This is a genomic window from Epibacterium sp. HA2-3 (assembly GCF_055693725.2).
Genome location: NZ_CM172490.1, coordinates 670,495 through 687,320, shown reverse-complemented (window position 1 = coordinate 687,320; position 16,826 = coordinate 670,495). Strand labels below are relative to the sequence as shown.

Genomic DNA, 16,826 nt, shown 5'->3' with positions numbered 1-16,826 from the left:
CAAACGGCAAGCCGTTGACAGGACTTGCCCCAAAGAGGCACAGAACACCCCATGCTCGCAGAGATGATCCAATTCCCGAACCTGTCGCCGGAGATTTTCTCCGTCACGCTCTTTGGAACCGAGTTCGCGCTGCGCTGGTATGCGCTGGCCTATATCGTTGGCATCCTGATCGCATGGTTTCTGGCGGTGCGGGCGGTGAAACGTCCGGCGCTCTGGGCCAATGAGGCCCCGCCGATGACCCCGCGCCAGGTCGAGGACCTGATGACCTGGATCATTCTTGGCGTGATCTTGGGTGGGCGGATCGGCTATGTGCTCTTTTATCAACCCTCGGTCTATCTGCAAAACCCCGCACAGATCCTGCGGATCTGGGAGGGCGGCATGGCCTTTCACGGCGGCCTTCTGGGGGTTGTGCTCGCGTCCTGGTTTTATGCGCGAGCGCACAATATCAACAAGCTGCAGATCGCGGATCTCGTCGCCCATGCTGTCGCTCCGGGCCTTTTGCTGGGGCGGCTTGCGAATTTCGTAAATGCAGAGCTCTGGGGGCGCGCAACCGATCTGCCGTGGGGCGTTGCCTTTCCGGGCCGCGCCGCGCAGAAGTGTGGTCAGGCTCTGGGCGAGATCTGCGCCCGCCATCCCAGCCAACTCTATGAGGCCGCAATGGAAGGGCTGATCCTTGGCGCGCTCATCCTGTGGATGGTCTACCGGCGCCAAGCGTTTCTAGCCTCCGGCCGTATCCTGGGCGTGTTCCTTGCTGGCTATGGTATTGCACGTTTCATCGTCGAGTTCTTCCGCCAGCCGGATGCGCAGTTCATCTCCGAGGGCAACCCGCTGGGTCTTGCCTGGCACATCGGCGGTTTCGGTCTCACGCAGGGACAGGCGCTCTCGATCCCGATGATCCTGATTGGGCTGTGGTTCGTCTTGCGCGCCAGAAAAACTGACCTCGATGAGGTGCGCGCATGAGCCTGATGCAAAGCCTGCGTCGCCGGATCGAACTTGACGGTCCCATGACCGTCGCGGACTACATGTCGGAATGTCTGCTCCATCCCGATTACGGCTACTATACCACAGCCCCGGCAATCGGAGCGGAGGGCGATTTCATCACCGCCCCGGAGATCAGCCAGATGTTTGGCGAACTTCTGGGTTTGGTGCTGGTTCAGAGCTGGCTTGATCAGGGCAGGCCACAGCCCTTTACGCTCGCAGAGCTCGGCCCCGGTCGCGGGACATTAATGGCCGATATGCTGCGAGCCACCCGTGCGGTGCCGGGTTTTCACGAAGCAATGGAACTTCTGTTGATCGAAGCCTCGCCACGCTTGCGCGATTTGCAGCGCCAGGCCCTCGCCCCTTATGCGCCACGTTGGGTCCCCTCGGTCGAGGATCTGCCGCAACAGCCCCTCTTTCTGGTGGCCAATGAGTTCTTTGACGCGCTGCCGATCCGACAGTTCCAGCGCGAGGGCAACCAATGGCGCGAACGCCGCGTCGGGCTCGCAGAGGATGCAAGCGGCCTCACGCTCGGCCTTGGAGCCCCAGCCCCACAGCCCGCGCTGGCGCATCGTCTCGAGGACACCCAGGACGGCGACCTGGTGGAGCACTGCGAAGTGGCCGCTGTCGTCACCGAGGCGATTGCCCAGCGCATTGGCGACCATGGTGGCGTGGCCCTTCTGGTAGACTATGGTGACTGGCGCTCGCTCGGCGACACCTTGCAGGCGCTGCGCGCCCATGCCCCAACGGATCCGCTTGCAGAACCAGGTCAGGCGGATCTGACGGCGCATGTGGATTTTGAGGCAATCTGCACCGCCGCCAGCGCCACTGGCTGCGCCCACACGCGCCTCACCCCGCAGGGTGTCTTCCTCGAACGGCTTGGCATCACAGATCGCGCCAATGCGTTGGCGTCAGGAGCCGCCGGAGAGCCGCTCGCGCAGATCATCGCGGCACATCGGCGGTTGACGCACCCAGAGGAAATGGGAAACCTGTTCAAAGTGCTGGGTCTGTACCCGGCAAAATTTGCTCCCCCCGCAGGACTGGAAAAATGACACTTGAATCTGTCACATCCGACCTTCTGTTCCCCGTGGCGCATGGGTTCTTCACGCGCAAGGGCGGCGCATCCTCTGGCGTTTTTCAGGGACTGAACTGCGGCGTCGGATCTTCGGACCAGCGCGAAGCAGTGATGCTGAACCGCGCCCGCGTCGCCGAAGCGATGGAGGCTCCGACAGAGGCATTGCTTGGGATGCATCAGGTGCACTCCGCAGATGTCGCCGTGATTGATGCACTGCCCAAGGACCCGAATGCCCCACGCCCCAAGGCGGACGCGCTGGTCACGGCCACACCGGGTCTGGTGCTTTCGGTGCTGACTGCGGATTGTCAGCCGGTCCTGTTCGCCGACCCCAAGGCCGGGGTGATCGGCGCGGCCCATGCCGGCTGGCGCGGCACATTGGATGGGGTACTGGAGGCCACGATCGCGACAATGGTGTCTTTGGGCGCAACGCGCGAAAACATCTCTGCGGTGATCGGCCCCACGATCTCGCAACGCGCCTACGAGGTCGGACCCGAGTTTTTTGAGGCCTTCATGACAGAAGATGAGGGCAACGCCCGTTTCTTTGCGCAGGGTGAAGGCGACCGGTTCCTGTTCGATCTGCCGGGCCTTGGTCTGGCAAAACTGCGGGCCGCGGGCGTGAAGGACAGTGCCTGGACGCGCCATTGCACCTATGGCGACCCTGCGCGCTTCTTCTCTTATCGACGGGCGACTCATGAGAAGGATGCCGACTACGGGCGCCTGATCTCCTGCATCCGGCTCTGAACCGGCAAGCCCGCCTTAGACCACATTCGATTTGTCCAAATTGATACATTCGGGCGCCACATTTGGCGCCTGGACTGCGTTTAGCGCCATTAACCCAGCGTCACGAGCACAGCGTTTCTGCATAAAATCAAATCCGTAGCGACAGTCGCCTCTCCATTTGGCGCAGCAAACAGCGCGTCCTGTCTTTCCATCTATCGGTCATATTCAGACCGCAATGTTGGTGGAAAACGATTTCAGAGAAAGAATTCGGCCACCCTTTGAGGTGGACAGGAGAAGAAGAATGCCCGCGCAATCACGGTTCGTGAAATCCATCATCTCGGCCTCCTCATCGCAAGAGGTCAAAATGCCCTGGACCCGCGGAACGCTGCGCAAAGAGATGATTACCCGACGCAACGACGCCTCTGACGCAGAGGCTCCGGTCGCCAAATCCGCCTGATGGCTCTTCGCTCTCTTGAAACAAACGATGTCGGTGAAACCGGCATGCCTGTGACATCGACGCACAGGCTTCATAGCCCGGTCTTGCCTGCCTTGGCCGTGTCACTCAACGCGTGTTTGCCCGATGTTCTGCCCGTCGGACACAAGCTGCGCGGATTGAGAGCAAGCGGACGCTCGGGCCACAACAGTATGCGCGCAGACGCCGGTGGGGGCCGGAGGCTGCGCCAAAGGGAAAGAGGACCTGGATTTTGACCATACCTCAGTCATTAGAGCGCGCTGCCGCCAATCTTGCGAAGACCAAGCCGCTGGTGCGGCACCAGAAAGCCCTTCCGGATGGGTCAAAGCCGCAGTTGCGCCGCTATGAGGTGGCCAGTCTCTTGCCCAATGGCAACCCGACCGAGACCCGCCACATTGCGCCGGCCCTACCCCTGTTTGAACAAGCCTTCACGGCATTCACGCGCGGCTCGCTCGTCGAGACCGACTATGGCCCGGTTGCAATCGAAGATCTTTATCCCGGTGACCAGGTACTCACCCGCGATGGCAGCTATCAGACACTGATCTGGAAAGGCATGACGACGATGGTGCCTGGCCATCAGGCTGCAACCGGTGGTCCCTTGTCGATGACCAGTTTCATGGCCGATAGTTTTGGGATGGAAAAGCCGATGTCCTGCGTGGTGACCGGCCCGGCAGCGCGCCTGCTGCGCACGCCCATGCATCTGCGCCATGCGGAGGGCGACAGCCCGCTCTTGACGCCGGTCACGGAATTCATCGATGGCATGAACATCGTCGAGACAACGCCCCCAACGCCGATCGACATGTATCACCTCTGCCTTGCCAAACATGCGGTGATAAAAGTGGGCGGCCTGGAGTTTGAGACCTATCATCCTGGCCCAGAAGCGCTCCGACTGGTGAGCTATCCGATCAAGACCCTGTTCTTGAACATGTTTCCACATGCCGACAAGATTTCGGATTTTGGCCCGCTCGCCTTTGATCGCGCGCGCACCACGCAAGCCTGACTGAGGTCCTGAGCGCGGGCTCCGCCGTGCTCAGGCTTCGCGCGCGAGCCGCTCTTCAAGCACGTCAAAGGGCACGCCTGGCTCATCCTTGGCACCCCGGATAACCAGCGACGTCTTGACGCTCGCCACATTGGGCGTGGTCAGCAGATCGCTGGTCAAAAAGCTCTGGAACGTCGACAGGTCAGGCGCCACGCACTTCAGGATGAAATCCACCTCGCCATTCAGCATGTGGCATTCCCGAACCAAGGGCCAGCTGCGGCATTTTTCTTCAAAGGCACTAAGTTCCGCTTCGGCCTGGCTTTCGAGGCCCACCATCGCAAAGACCTGCACCTCAAAGCCCAACTCGCGGTCGTTCACCTCCGCGTGGTAGCCCCGGATCAAACCCGCCTCCTCCAAGGCGCGCACCCGCCGCAGACAGGGGGGCGCAGAAATTCCGACGCGCTTGGCCAGTTCGACATTCGTCATCCGGCCATCGGCCTGTAGCTCCGACAGAATCTTGCGGTCGATCGGGTCCAGACGTGTGGTGACCATGGGTAGGCTTTCTCCTGAGAATTGCGTTTCTTATAGCAGAGACCGGCAATCACGCAACATTATTTCACAACCTAGCAACATTCTTGTAGCGATCTTCGGATGCATGCCGCCAGAACAGGCAATCTTGGTCCGTGAGCAAACACATAGACGTGCAAACGAAGGTCTTTAAGCATGCGCGCGTCGCAGTTATATGCAGTCCTCGACGGCGGCAAGACCGCAAGCACAAAACACCTGGGGAAAAACCATGAGCGACACGCGCCACACCAAGGTTCTGATCATCGGCTCCGGCCCGGCCGGCTATACGGCCGCCGTTTACGCAAGCCGTGCGATGCTCGAGCCGATTCTTGTGCAGGGCATCGAGCCGGGTGGCCAGCTGACCACCACCACCGAAGTGGAGAACTGGCCCGGTCACACCGAGATCCAAGGCCCTGATCTCATGGTGAATATGGAAAGCCACGCCCGCGCGATGGGGACCGAGATCATCGGTGACATCATCACCTCGCTTGACACCTCGAGCCGTCCTTTCGTGGCCAAGGGCGACAGCGGCACCACCTATACGTCGGATGCAGTGATCCTCGCCACAGGCGCGCGGGCCAAATGGCTTGGCCTGCCCTCGGAAGAAAAGTTCAAGGGCTTTGGCGTCTCAGCCTGCGCCACCTGCGACGGGTTCTTCTATCGCGGTCAGGAGATCGTGGTGATCGGCGGCGGCAACACCGCAGTCGAAGAAGCCCTGTTCCTGACTAATTTTGCCTCCAAGGTCACTCTGATCCATCGCCGCGACGAGCTGCGCGCCGAAAAAATCCTGATCGACCGGCTGATGAAAAACGAGAAGATCGAGCCGCTGTGGTTTCACGAACTCGATGAGGTGGTCGGCACCGATGCGCCCTTGGGCGTCGAAGCCGTGCGCGTCAAACACACCAAGACAGGCGAGATCACAGAGATTCCCGCCAAGGGCGTCTTTGTCGCCATTGGCCACGCGCCTGCCACCGAACTGGTCAAAGACGTGCTGGAAACCCACAACGGTGGCTATGTCAAAGTGAAACCCGGCACGACAGAAACGTCGATCCCCGGTATTTTTGCGGCGGGCGACCTGACAGACCATAAATACCGCCAAGCCGTCACCTCGGCGGGCATGGGCTGCATGGCCGCCCTCGACGCAGAGCGTTTCCTCGCCGAGCAAGAGTGAGGATCAACCTTGTCTTGGAAGGCGCGCGAAGACTGACCGCTTCGCGCGCCTTTTCCATGGTCATTCCCATGGTTCGTTTTTCAGCTTGCGAACTAATATGCAGCCAGGCGGACAGCGCGCCCTGCGCAGCACCATTCTAGGGTCACGACCACCGGCATCATGAGAAGGGCTTGTCGGCGGGCGGCATGTTCCCGCAAGGTGTCACAGAGGCGACATGCGCGCCGCCCCTCCAATGCAAGAAGGACAGCTCGCTCTTGGCCCAAGCACTCTGGCAAGGCAACTGGATCCACCGCAGCCGGCTGGTCTCCGGCCTTGTGCTTTTTACTTTTGCATTCTTTCACTTTCTGAATGTTGCCGCCGGTCTGGTCTCGCCCGCGCTGATGGAGGCGATGCAGGAGGTGCGCGAACCTTTCAGCAAAAGCCCCCCCGGTCAGGTGCTTCTGTACGGGTCGCTTTTGGTGCATGCCGGTCTAGCACTCTGGCAGGTGGCGATGCGGCGCACACTGCGGATGAGCTTTGTGCAGGGATTGCAATTGCTTCTTGGGGTACTGATCCCGCTGCAATTGTTTCAACATATTGCGCACACAAACTATGCCGCCCGCGTGCAAGGCTATGAGGACGAAATGTCCTCGGTCGTGGTGATGCTATGGTCAGGGCCGGAAGCGCTGCACCAGTATCTCCTGCTGCTGGCGGTATGGATACATGGCTGCGTCGGCCTTCACATGTGGCTGCGCCTGACAAGATGGTGGGGGACCCTGACACCCTATATGATCGGGCTTGCGGTCTTGATCCCCGCGCTGGCCCTAGCCGGTTTGGTGACTGAAGGGCGCCGCATGTGGGCGTTCTTTTCAAACCCTGAGGTCGCGCAACAGATCATCGAGGATTACAACTGGCCGGATGCCGCGGGTTTTGCCCATCTGGCGATGGTCTCCGACTATAGCATCTCGATCTTTTTTGGCTGTCTCGTGCTCGCCCTGGGCACCTATGGGGTGAGGCGTCTCATTCGGCGTCGTCGATCGGTGCGCATCACCTACGAGCGTGGTCCCGAGGTGACGGCCGACCGCGGGCTGACCGTGCTGGAAATCTCGCAAATGAATGGCATTGCGCACCCTTCGCTTTGTGGCGGCAAAGGGCGCTGCACGACCTGCCGCGTGGCAATTCTGGCGGGGGGCGACGATCTCCCCCCACCGACAGCGGCTGAGGCCCGCAGTTTGCGCGCCATCAACGCGCCCGAGAACATGCGTCTGGCATGCCAGATCACACCCACCTCGGCTTTGACGGTCAAGCGTCTCTATATGGCAAAGGGCCGTCATCAGGTTCACGCAACCCAAGGCGAAGAAAAAACCATCGCGGTGCTGTTTCTCGACATTCGTGGTTTTACCGCGCGGTCCGAGGGGCTCTTGCCCTATGATGTTGTGTTCCTGCTCAACCGGTTTTTTGACGCCATTGTCCCGCAAATCACACGCGCTGGCGGGGCCGTCGACAAATATATGGGGGATGGGTTGCTCGCTCTGTTTGAAACCTCGGATGCCACCAGTTCGGCACAGGCCGCGCTGACAGCGGCAGCCGACATTGGTTCCGCGCTGGAGCGGTTCAATCGCCTGCTGGTCGCCGAAGGAGAACAGCCATTGCGCATCGGCATGGGGGTTCACACCGGAACCGTCGTTCTGGGTGAAATCGGTGCAGCCGGGCATGCGCCCCGTACGCTCATTGGTGCCACTGTAAATGCCGCAAGCCGCCTTGAGGCCAAGACCAAGGAACTCGGCGTCGAAATCCTCATTTCGCGCGCAGTCTTCGACACCGCCACCCTGCCCCAAGCTGAGACACGGTTTCAAACCTTCGAGCTGCGTGGCGTGGATGCCCCCGTTGCGGCCCTGCCCCTTGAGCATGCATCAAGGCTGAGTGACTTGTTGGCAGACACTCCCTCGGAGAACGCCCTTCGGTAACATCGGCGCGAATGAACCATCCAACCCTGAGCGCGCAACGGTGAATTCTGTTCCAAAACCGGGCCCGTTTGCATGACCCGTGATTGAAACACGTCACATTAGGCACACAGCGTCCTTTTTCTTTGGCGGTCCTAGACATTCCTTTGCCCGAGGGAGTATTGCCCGACACAGCGCTGCCATCGCCCGAGCGACGCAAGACGAGAGAGATTTATTATGCCAATGTCGAGTAATTTGGCTCCGATCCCGGAGCTGTATGTGTCATATGATTCCGCGCAGAAACTCAAGGTCGAAGCGGCGGATCTGACCAGCCACGACCTCACCCCGCGCCAGATCTGCGACCTGGAACTGTTGATGAACGGCGGGTTCAACCCGCTCAAGGGCTTCCTCTCCGAAGAGGACTACAACGGCGTCGTGGAAAACATGCGCCTTGCGGATGGCCAACTTTGGCCGATGCCGATCACCCTTGATGTCACCGAAGATTTTGCCGCCTCCATCGAGATCGGTCAGGATATTGCCCTGCGCGATCAGGAAGGCGTGATCCTGGCGACCATGACCGTCACCGACCGTTGGGAGCCCAACAAGTCCCGCGAGGCTGAAAAGGTCTTTGGTGCTGATGACGAGGCGCATCCGGCGGTGAATTACCTGCACAACACTGCAGGCAAAATCTACCTCGGCGGACCGGTGACCGGCATCCAGCAACCCGTCCACTATGACTTCCGCGCCCGTCGCGATACTCCCAACGAGCTGCGCGCCTATTTCCGCAAGCTCGGCTGGCGCAAGGTTGTGGCCTTCCAGACTCGTAACCCGTTGCACCGCGCCCACCAGGAGCTGACCTTCCGCGCCGCGCGTGAAGCACAGGCCAACCTGCTCATCCATCCTGTTGTCGGCATGACCAAACCAGGCGATGTGGACCACTTCACCCGCGTGCGCTGCTACGAGGCGGTGCTGGACAAATACCCGGCGGCCACCACCTCCATGTCGCTCTTGAACCTTGCGATGCGCATGGCTGGCCCGCGTGAGGCCGTCTGGCATGGTATCATCCGCAAGAACCACGGCTGCACACATTTCATCGTGGGCCGCGATCACGCAGGCCCGGGCAAGAACTCTGCCGGTGAAGATTTCTATGGCCCCTATGACGCGCAGGACCTGTTCCGCGCCCATCAGGAAGAAATCGGCATCGAAATGGTCGACTTCAAGCACATGGTCTATGTGCAGGAGCGGGCCCAGTACGAGCCCGCCGACGAAATTGCCGACAAGGATGACGTCACCATCCTCAACATCTCCGGCACCGAATTGCGCCGCCGTCTGGCCGAAGGTCTGGAAATCCCCGAGTGGTTCTCCTTCCCCGAGGTTGTGGCCGAGCTGCGCAAAACCAAGCCGCCGCGCGCGCAGCAGGGCTTTACCGTCTTCTTCACCGGGTTCTCCGGCTCGGGCAAATCCACCATTGCAAACGCCTTGATGGTCAAGCTGATGGAAATGGGTGGCCGTCCGGTCACGCTTCTGGATGGGGACATCGTGCGCAAGAACCTCAGCTCCGAGCTGGGCTTCTCCAAAGAGCACCGCGATCTCAACATCAAGCGCATCGGCTATGTCGCCTCCGAGATCACCAAGAACGGCGGTATCGCCATCTGTGCGCCGATCGCGCCTTATGCAGCCACCCGTCGTCACGTGCGCGAAGAGATCGAACAGTTCGGCGCCTTCGTTGAGGTTCACGTCGCAACCACGATCGAAGAATGCGAACGCCGTGACCGCAAGGGGCTCTACAAGCTCGCACGTGAAGGCAAGATCAAGGAATTCACCGGGATTTCCGATCCCTACGACGTGCCGCAGAACCCTGAACTTCGCGTTGAGACCGAGAATGTCGAAGTCGACAACTGCGCCCATCAGGTGCTGCTGAAGCTTGAGAGCATGGGTCTCATCAACGGCAACTGATCCTTGTATTCAGAAAAGAACAACGGCCCGTCTTGCGCGGGCCGTTTTTTTGTCTCTGAACATGCGGGCTGTGACGTCGAGTTCGGGGCTCCCAAGTATAATCAGCACCGCCGCCAACCGCCGAGCGACTGGCCGGTATCACCGGGATGTCGCGCCCTCAGGCGATGATGTCGGGAAGCAGCCGATCCTCGATCAGCGCGATCTTGTCCTTGAGCACCAGTTTCTGCTTTTTCAGACGCCGGATCGTCAGCGCATCCGCAGTGCCTTTTTCCTCCAGAGCCTCAATCGCTTCATCGAGGTCGCGATGCTCTCTGCGAAACACCTCCAACTCGACACGGAGGACATCTTCGTTGGCCATGGCCAGATCAGACCGCTTGTTCATTTGCGACTCTTGTTAAGGACAGTGAAACATTCGCCATATTATGCTCCCTTGGACCGCAGCGCTAGGGGCGACTGTCGGCACAAAGGTGAACCCGGGACTTGTGAAACGGCAAAAACATCCCATATCTTATAGCACAGCGGTTGCCAGATTGGGACCGCAAGAAACCGTCGCTTTCGAATTAAGGACGAAGATACAGTGTCGAAACTTACCTTGGGCTCATACCCTCACATGCTGGGCTTCGAGCAACTGGAACGCCTGCTGGAGCGCTCTGCCAAATCTGGCAATGAGGGCTATCCTCCCTACAATATCGAACAGACATCTGACCATTCCTACCGCATCACCCTCGCTGTGGCCGGATTCGCGGAAGAGGATCTAGCGATCACGGTCGAGGACAGGCAGCTGGTGATTCGTGGCCGACAGCGTGACGACTCGGACGGGCGCATCTTCCTGCATCGTGGGATCGCCGCACGCCAGTTTCAGCGCATGTTCGTTCTCGCGGATGGCGTCGAAGTCGGGGAAGCCGTGATGGAGAACGGACTGCTTCATGTGGATCTCACGCGCTCACGTCCCGAAACCGTTGTGCAAACCATCAATATCAAAAAGGGGTAAATCATGCAGACACCTGTAGAAATGGCTCAGGCTGGCGGTCGCACCGTCTACGTCAAGACTGTTGCAGTCGCCGATCTGCCCAAGGATGTGCAGGCCTCCGTACCCGGTCGCACCCAGCTCTATGCTGTTCACGATGAGGCCGGCGAGCAGCTCGCGCTTGTCGCCGATCGCAAGATGGCCTTCGTGCTGGCGCGCCAGCATGACTACGCGCCGGTTGCCGTGCACTGATCTATCACGCATTTTTTTCGCAGCCCCTCGCTGGCCGCATCAGCCCCCGCCCCCGAAAACGGTGCGGGGGCTTTATTCTGTGCGATGCCAATGGGTTCCGTCCAGACATCCCCCGACCCGACTGCCGCGGCAGCGGTTCCAACGCCTGCGGCTCAACAGGAACTCCTTCAGGGCAAGGCGGCATATACGTTGCCCGGGTGTCACAAAACCGTTACAGACGCGGCGCGCAAAAACGAATGGAGAGGACGGGTGTCCCAAAACGATCTAGAGCCGCGTCACCTTGAAACCCTAGACCGCGACCTTGATCGCCTGTCCTCGCTGGAACAGGCGACAGCCTATGTGGGGCGGTCGAATGTCGGACTTGGTCTCGCCTTCATGTTCATCCTGATCGTCGCTGCAGCGACCGGATTGATGCTCGGCAGTGCCGACAACACGTTTATCATCGTGATCGCCGCCGCCTTTGGCGCCTATATGGCGCTCAATATTGGGGCCAATGATGTGGCCAACAACATGGGTCCTGCGGTTGGGGCAAACGCCATGTCGATGGGCTTTGCCATCGTGGTTGCGGCCATCTTTGAGAGCGCGGGCGCCCTGATTGCGGGCGGAGATGTGGTTTCGACCATCGCCAAAGGGATCATCTCGCCCGATACCATGGCGACCTCTTCGATGTTCATCGCCGCTATGCTTGCCGCCCTTCTGGCCTCGGCACTCTGGGTCAACCTTGCAACCTGGATCGGTGCACCTGTTTCCACCACGCATGCGGTTGTAGGGGGCGTCATGGGCGCCGGGATCGCGGCCGCCGGTTTTGCCGCCGTGAACTGGAGTAAAATGAGCGCAATCGCCGCCAGCTGGGTGATCTCGCCGCTCTTGGGTGGACTGATCGCGGCCGGGTTCCTGTGGCTCATCAAGTCGCGCATCATCTACCGCGAAGACAAGATTGCTGCAGCGCGCACCTGGGTCCCCATTCTGGTGGGCATCATGGCGGGAGCATTCGCCTCCTACCTCGCGGTCAAAGGCCTGAAAAAGCTCATCAAAATTGACCTCTCGCATTCACTGATGATTGGTCTTGTGGTTGCGCTTCTGGTCTGGATGCTCATGATCCCCGTGATCCGCAAACAGTCTAAGGGATTGGAGAACAGAAACAAATCGCTGAAGGTGCTCTTCTCGATCCCGCTTATTGTCTCGGCGGCCCTGCTGAGCTTTGCGCATGGTGCAAACGATGTGGCAAACGCGGTTGGACCGCTTGCGGCAATCGTGCAGGCGTCGACCTCTGGGGATTTCACCCATGCAGTCTCAATCCCTTTCTGGGTGATGATTATCGGGGCCTTCGGGATTTCCTTTGGTCTTTTCCTGTTTGGCCCCAAACTGATCCGCATGGTGGGCAGCCAGATCACCAAACTGAACCCGATGCGGGCATATTGCGTGGCGCTGTCTGCGGCCATCACGGTGATCGTGGCAAGCTGGCTCGGCCTTCCGGTGAGCTCCACACATATCGCGATTGGCGGCGTCTTTGGCGTTGGATTCTTCCGCGAATGGGACACAGAGCGCCGCATGCGCAAGACTAAGGCCGTCAAGGCAGATGCGCCCAACGTTGGCCCCGAAGAGCGCCGCCGCCGCAAACTGGTGCGACGTTCACATTTCCTGACCATCATCGCGGCCTGGGTCATCACCGTCCCCGCTGCCGCGACGCTCTCTGGGGTGTTGTTCGTGCTGATCAACCGGATGGTGGGATAAGGCTCCCCTTCCCCATCGATTTTGATGCGGCCCGCCCCACTGGCGGGTCGTTTTCTTTTCAGGTCAGGCTTCCTATGATCGCATTCAACAGGAGCATATACGCATGGCCACCAAAGACACATTCGAGCGCACCGAAGCGATGATGGGCATGACCCCCGAAATCTGGGCGCGCCATGCAAACCCATGGAGTGGCTGGACACGGCTGACAATCCTGCCCCTGTTTGCCCTCGCAGTCTGGAGCCGCGTATGGCTTGGCTGGGGCGCCCTTGTCCCTGTTGTGCTTGTTCTAATCTGGACCTGGCTCAATCCGCGCATCTTTCCCCGACCGAAGCGCACGGACAACTGGATGTCACGCGGTGTTCAGGGAGAGCAGATCTGGCTGCGCCACAAGACCGCGCCAGACCTCAGCCATCACCTTGCCGTCGTGCGGCAGATCACGCTTCTGAGTGCGGCCGGGGCGCTGGCCTATCTTGTGGGACTTATCCTGTTGTGGCCCGGTCTTACGCTGACCGGGCTTTGTATCGCGAGCCTTGGCAAACTGTGGATGCTTGATCGCATGGTCTGGGTCCTCGCGGATGTTCAGCACTCAGGCTCTCTCGCCCATGACGACGCGGATCAAGACGTCACGGGGTGACCCTCAAACTGCTCCGCGCTGTCGCAGATTTCGTACCAGGACGGTTTCTCCGCAACAAACTCGTGAAAGCGGTTGCGTATCTCGAGGTCACCATCAAGGACCTGAGCCGAAATCGGAAAGCTCTCTTCTGTTGACAGGATCTCTCCGAGAGAGGTGCCGCAGGTTTTGCAGAAACAGCGCGGGTATTTATAGGGGGCCTCGGGCTGATATACCGCGACATTCTCACGCCCTCGCCGCCAGGTCAGAGTGTCGCGGCGAATAAACACCATGACGTTTGCCCCCAGCTTTCGACAGCGCGTGCAATGGCATGTCCCCATCATGGAGGGGGGCGCGCTCAGCGCGAATTGCACATTCCCGCAACAGCAGCTTCCTTCAATCATTTCTTGCTCCCAATATCGGCCGGTCAGATCGGCAATGGATAGGAACATATCATGAACATGAGCCCAGCACTAGCTGTAAAGACGCCCGAAGCCCAGCGGCCTGCGCGGCGCCTGGGGGCTCTGAAAACTGCGCGGGGTCAGGTCTGTAAACTCGTTGGCAAGCCGACCTCTCCACGCATCAAAACAAAACCGCGCCCCCCGACGCGAATGCCCTTCGGGGCTGACCGGTCCCCGACGAGGGCGACATGAGCTTCGCCCGGGCGATCCATCAGGTGTCCCTGCTCTGCTACAAACACGGCTTTGTCCATCAAGCCATGATGCCAAAGATAAGCCGCCATAGCGCCCGTTGCAGAGCCCGTAAACGGATCCTCCGGCGGGCTTGGCGGCAGCATGAGCAGTCGCGAAAACGTATCGCCTGTTGGGGTGAACCCATCAAGCGTCACGAGGAAAGGCTCCATTACATCGCTGCCATCGGCACCAAGGGCGCGCCCAAGTGGCTCCATCGCGACCGCGTCGAGGCGCGCAGCACGCAGACTGTCGAGATCTTTCAGCACGGTAATACAAAACGGCAGCCCCGTAGACACGAGCTGCGGCTGACCGAGGATTGCTGTTTCCGGCAGGCTGATCGCTGCAGCAACAAGTGCTCGATCCGGGGTCACGCCGAACTGGGGCGCGACCTGCTGCATTACGATGAGATCGTCTTCGAGATCGACTGGAACGATGCCCGCACCTGTCTCGAGCGTGATGCGCTGGCCCGAGATCAGCCCGCGATCCCGCATGGCGGCGACCGTCGCGATGGTTGGGTGACCGGCAAAGGGGATCTCTCGGCTGGCGAGGAAATAGCGCACCTTGATGTCCGCGACCTCAGACGGGCCGGTGAAGGTGCATTCTACCAGCGAGGTTTCGCGCACATAAGCGCACGCCACCGCCTCGGGCAGATGCGCGCCCCCATGGACCACTGCACAACCATTGCCGCCAAAGGGACGATCCGTAAAAGCGTCCACCCAATCAAACTGGAAATCCTGCATCAGTCGCGCCCTCAGAAGATGATGGGCTGCAGGCAACCATTGATCCGTATCAAGCTCAAGCCGCGCGCGCTGTGCTGATACAATTCGATGTCCCAAAGAGCTCTGGCAGGCGCCCAAAGCGTCGTTCGGCATGCTCCGTCCTGTGCCAAGATCAGAGAGTTTTGCAACTGCAGCAAATCCCCCCGCAACGCATTGCTATTTTGGTCATTTTCGCTAAGGTGCGCGCTCCTTCCACTGTAGAGGCGAGATATGGCCGACATCAAAGTAGGGATCATCATGGGGAGCCAGTCCGACTGGCCCACGATGAAGGAAGCAGCCAACATCCTTGACGAACTGGGCGTTGCCTATGAAACGCGGATCGTTTCGGCTCACCGCACGCCGGACCGGTTGTGGGACTATGGCAAGACCGCAGCAGAGCGCGGCCTGCATGTGATCATCGCAGGCGCGGGCGGCGCGGCGCATTTGCCCGGCATGATGGCGTCAAAGACCCGTGTGCCCGTGGTTGGCGTGCCCGTCCAGACCCGCGCCTTGTCCGGTGTCGACAGCCTTTATTCGATCGTGCAGATGCCCAAAGGATTTCCAGTTGCCACCATGGCGATTGGTGCCGCAGGCGCTGCCAACGCAGGTCTGATGGCCGCCGGCATTCTCGCCACCAGCGACGCCGCGCTGGCAGAACGTCTTGACGCCTGGCGCGACGCGCTTGCCGCATCCATTCCCGAGGAGCCTACCGATGACTGATCTCGACCAAATCCTCGAACCTGGTGCCGTAATCGGCATTCTGGGCGGTGGTCAGCTTGGCCGGATGCTGTCGGTTGCAGCCTCCCGCCTTGGCTTCACCACCCACATCTACGAGCCGGCCGCGAATCCGCCTGCGGGCCATGTTGCGGATCGGGTCACAACCGCTGCCTATGAGGATGAGGCGGCCTTGCGCGCCTTTGCACAAACCGTGGATGTGATCACCTATGAGTTTGAAAATATCCCCACCTCGGCGCTCGACATTCTCGAGGATCTGAAACCGATCCGCCCCGGTCGCGAGGCGCTTCGGGTGTCGCAGGACCGCCTGACGGAAAAGACCTTTCTGCAAGAGCTTGGGCTGGCAACAGCGCCCTTTGCAGAGGTGGATGATGCCGCCAGCCTTGAAGTTGCATTGGAAAAGGTCGGCACGCCTTCGATCCTGAAAACGCGGCGGTTTGGCTATGATGGCAAGGGTCAGATGCGCATCATGCATCCCGAAGAAGCTCCGGAGGCCTTGGCCGCCATGCAGGGCGCGCCCGCGGTGCTCGAAGGGTTTGTCCCCTTCAGCCACGAGGTCTCGGTCATCGCAGCCCGCAGCCTCAATGGCAAAGTCGCCTGCTATGATCCGGGCGAGAACGTGCATCTCGAAGGCATCCTCAGCACCACCACCGTGCCCGCAAACCTCACGACGGGTCAGAGCATGGATGCGGTGCTGATGGCCGGTAAGATCCTGAACGCCCTCGATTACGTTGGTGTTCTGGCGGTCGAGATCTTTGTCACCGCGCATGGCCTAGTGGTCAATGAAATCGCCCCGCGCGTGCACAACTCGGGTCACTGGACGCAGGAAGGCTGCACCATCGACCAGTTCGAACAGCACATCCGGGCCATCACAGGCTGGACCATCGGCAATGGCGCCCGTTACGCCGATGTTGTGATGGAAAACCTGATTGGCGAGGACGTGGGACGTATCGCCGATCTTGCACGCGATCCCGATTGCGCCATTCATCTCTATGGCAAGGCCGAAACAAAGCCTGGCCGCAAGATGGGCCACGTAAACCGCGTCATCCACACCGAAGGGCGCGAGGGCTACTGACACGCCACCATCCTCTGGCGACTCCGCTGGTTTGTCTCCTGCCCCCGCGGCCGGAAGAGCGAACTGGAGGAGCCAGAGGACCGCACCACGAAGACGTCTCCTCAGACCTGATGCCAAGGCCTGACGCAGAACCTGGCTCTGCTCGCCGCAGGCAATAAAAGTG

At 60.2% G+C, this 16,826-nt stretch carries 18 protein-coding genes; 14 read left to right on the top strand and 4 right to left on the bottom strand.

Translation table 11 applies throughout. The annotated features are described in order from the left end of the window. Positions 1-51: 51 nt before the first annotated feature. The 5 genes from lgt (at position 52) to ACZ1HH_RS03225 (ending at position 4,245) form a co-directional block, all read left to right on the top strand. Entirely contained in the window at positions 52-960 is a 909-nt protein-coding gene (gene lgt / locus ACZ1HH_RS03245; protein ID WP_416368027.1) for a prolipoprotein diacylglyceryl transferase, read from the top strand. Next, positions 957-2,030 carry a class I SAM-dependent methyltransferase gene (locus ACZ1HH_RS03240; RefSeq protein WP_487320375.1) on the top strand — a complete coding sequence of 358 codons (1,074 nt, stop codon included), beginning with the start codon at positions 957-959 and terminating at the stop codon, positions 2,028-2,030. Before lgt ends, ACZ1HH_RS03240 begins: the two co-directional genes overlap by 4 nt. Further along, the gene (pgeF, locus tag ACZ1HH_RS03235) at positions 2,027-2,794 is read left to right on the top strand and encodes a peptidoglycan editing factor PgeF (protein WP_472635854.1); all 768 of its coding nucleotides are present in this window, start codon (positions 2,027-2,029) and stop codon (positions 2,792-2,794) included. Before ACZ1HH_RS03240 ends, pgeF begins: the two co-directional genes overlap by 4 nt. A 280-nt stretch (positions 2,795-3,074) precedes the next feature. Further along, the gene (locus ACZ1HH_RS03230; protein ID WP_168610629.1) at positions 3,075-3,230 is read left to right on the top strand and encodes a hypothetical protein; all 156 of its coding nucleotides are present in this window, start codon (positions 3,075-3,077) and stop codon (positions 3,228-3,230) included. A gap of 247 nt (positions 3,231-3,477) precedes the next feature. Next, positions 3,478-4,245, top strand: a complete 768-nt coding sequence (locus ACZ1HH_RS03225; protein ID WP_472635853.1) for a Hint domain-containing protein — start codon at positions 3,478-3,480, stop codon at positions 4,243-4,245. Positions 4,246-4,275: 30 nt separating this feature from the next. Here the strand turns inward: ACZ1HH_RS03225 and ACZ1HH_RS03220 are convergent, their stop codons facing one another. Further along, a complete protein-coding gene (locus tag ACZ1HH_RS03220) occupies positions 4,276-4,776 on the bottom strand; it encodes an Lrp/AsnC family transcriptional regulator (RefSeq protein WP_011537960.1) in 501 nt (166 codons plus the stop codon). Positions 4,777-5,020: 244 nt separating this feature from the next. On the opposite strand from ACZ1HH_RS03220, the gene trxB reads away from it, so the two are divergent. The 3 genes from trxB (at position 5,021) to ACZ1HH_RS03205 (ending at position 9,840) form a co-directional block, all read left to right on the top strand. Further along, positions 5,021-5,962, top strand: coding sequence for a thioredoxin-disulfide reductase (gene trxB / locus ACZ1HH_RS03215; protein WP_472635852.1), 942 nt, complete (start codon positions 5,021-5,023; stop codon positions 5,960-5,962). Positions 5,963-6,216: 254 nt separating this feature from the next. Further along, positions 6,217-7,908, top strand: coding sequence for an adenylate/guanylate cyclase domain-containing protein (locus ACZ1HH_RS03210; protein WP_044027023.1), 1,692 nt, complete (start codon positions 6,217-6,219; stop codon positions 7,906-7,908). 213 nt (positions 7,909-8,121) lie between these two features. After that, on the top strand, positions 8,122-9,840 hold the full coding sequence (locus tag ACZ1HH_RS03205) for a bifunctional sulfate adenylyltransferase/adenylylsulfate kinase (protein WP_011537957.1): 1,719 nt from the start codon (positions 8,122-8,124) through the stop codon (positions 9,838-9,840). A gap of 157 nt (positions 9,841-9,997) precedes the next feature. Here the strand turns inward: ACZ1HH_RS03205 and ACZ1HH_RS03200 are convergent, their stop codons facing one another. Beyond that, entirely contained in the window at positions 9,998-10,222 is a 225-nt protein-coding gene (locus ACZ1HH_RS03200) for a YdcH family protein (RefSeq protein ID WP_011537956.1), read from the bottom strand. A 195-nt stretch (positions 10,223-10,417) separates the two neighbouring features. Here ACZ1HH_RS03200 and ACZ1HH_RS03195 point away from each other — a divergent pair, with 195 nt between their 5' ends. From ACZ1HH_RS03195 to ACZ1HH_RS03180, 4 genes are all read left to right on the top strand, one after another. Continuing rightward, positions 10,418-10,831, top strand: a complete 414-nt coding sequence (locus ACZ1HH_RS03195) for an Hsp20 family protein (protein ID WP_005616528.1) — start codon at positions 10,418-10,420, stop codon at positions 10,829-10,831. A 3-nt stretch (positions 10,832-10,834) separates the two neighbouring features. Next, positions 10,835-11,059 (top strand): DUF1150 family protein, encoded by a 225-nt coding sequence (locus ACZ1HH_RS03190; RefSeq protein WP_011537955.1) that lies wholly within the window; start codon positions 10,835-10,837, stop codon positions 11,057-11,059. A gap of 249 nt (positions 11,060-11,308) precedes the next feature. After that, a complete protein-coding gene (locus ACZ1HH_RS03185) occupies positions 11,309-12,793 on the top strand; it encodes an inorganic phosphate transporter (RefSeq protein ID WP_472635851.1) in 1,485 nt (494 codons plus the stop codon). A 103-nt stretch (positions 12,794-12,896) separates the two neighbouring features. Next, positions 12,897-13,427, top strand: coding sequence for a DUF6653 family protein (locus tag ACZ1HH_RS03180; protein WP_472635850.1), 531 nt, complete (start codon positions 12,897-12,899; stop codon positions 13,425-13,427). Here the strand turns inward: ACZ1HH_RS03180 and ACZ1HH_RS03175 are convergent. Together ACZ1HH_RS03175 and ACZ1HH_RS03170 are read right to left on the bottom strand one after the other, a co-directional pair. Continuing rightward, positions 13,409-13,747 carry a GFA family protein gene (locus ACZ1HH_RS03175; protein WP_487320440.1) on the bottom strand — a complete coding sequence of 113 codons (339 nt, stop codon included), beginning with the start codon at positions 13,745-13,747 and terminating at the stop codon, positions 13,409-13,411. The genes ACZ1HH_RS03180 and ACZ1HH_RS03175 overlap by 19 nt on opposite strands. A 197-nt stretch (positions 13,748-13,944) precedes the next feature. Further along, positions 13,945-14,835 (bottom strand): PhzF family phenazine biosynthesis protein, encoded by an 891-nt coding sequence (locus ACZ1HH_RS03170; RefSeq protein ID WP_011537951.1) that lies wholly within the window; start codon positions 14,833-14,835, stop codon positions 13,945-13,947. 249 nt (positions 14,836-15,084) lie between these two features. Here ACZ1HH_RS03170 and purE point away from each other — a divergent pair, with 249 nt between their 5' ends. Together purE and ACZ1HH_RS03160 are read left to right on the top strand one after the other, a co-directional pair. Then, the gene (purE, locus tag ACZ1HH_RS03165; protein WP_011537950.1) at positions 15,085-15,573 is read left to right on the top strand and encodes a 5-(carboxyamino)imidazole ribonucleotide mutase; all 489 of its coding nucleotides are present in this window, start codon (positions 15,085-15,087) and stop codon (positions 15,571-15,573) included. Beyond that, a complete protein-coding gene (locus ACZ1HH_RS03160; protein WP_011537949.1) occupies positions 15,566-16,663 on the top strand; it encodes a 5-(carboxyamino)imidazole ribonucleotide synthase in 1,098 nt (365 codons plus the stop codon). The genes purE and ACZ1HH_RS03160 overlap by 8 nt, the downstream gene beginning before the upstream one ends. The last annotated feature ends 163 nt before the right edge of the window (positions 16,664-16,826 follow it).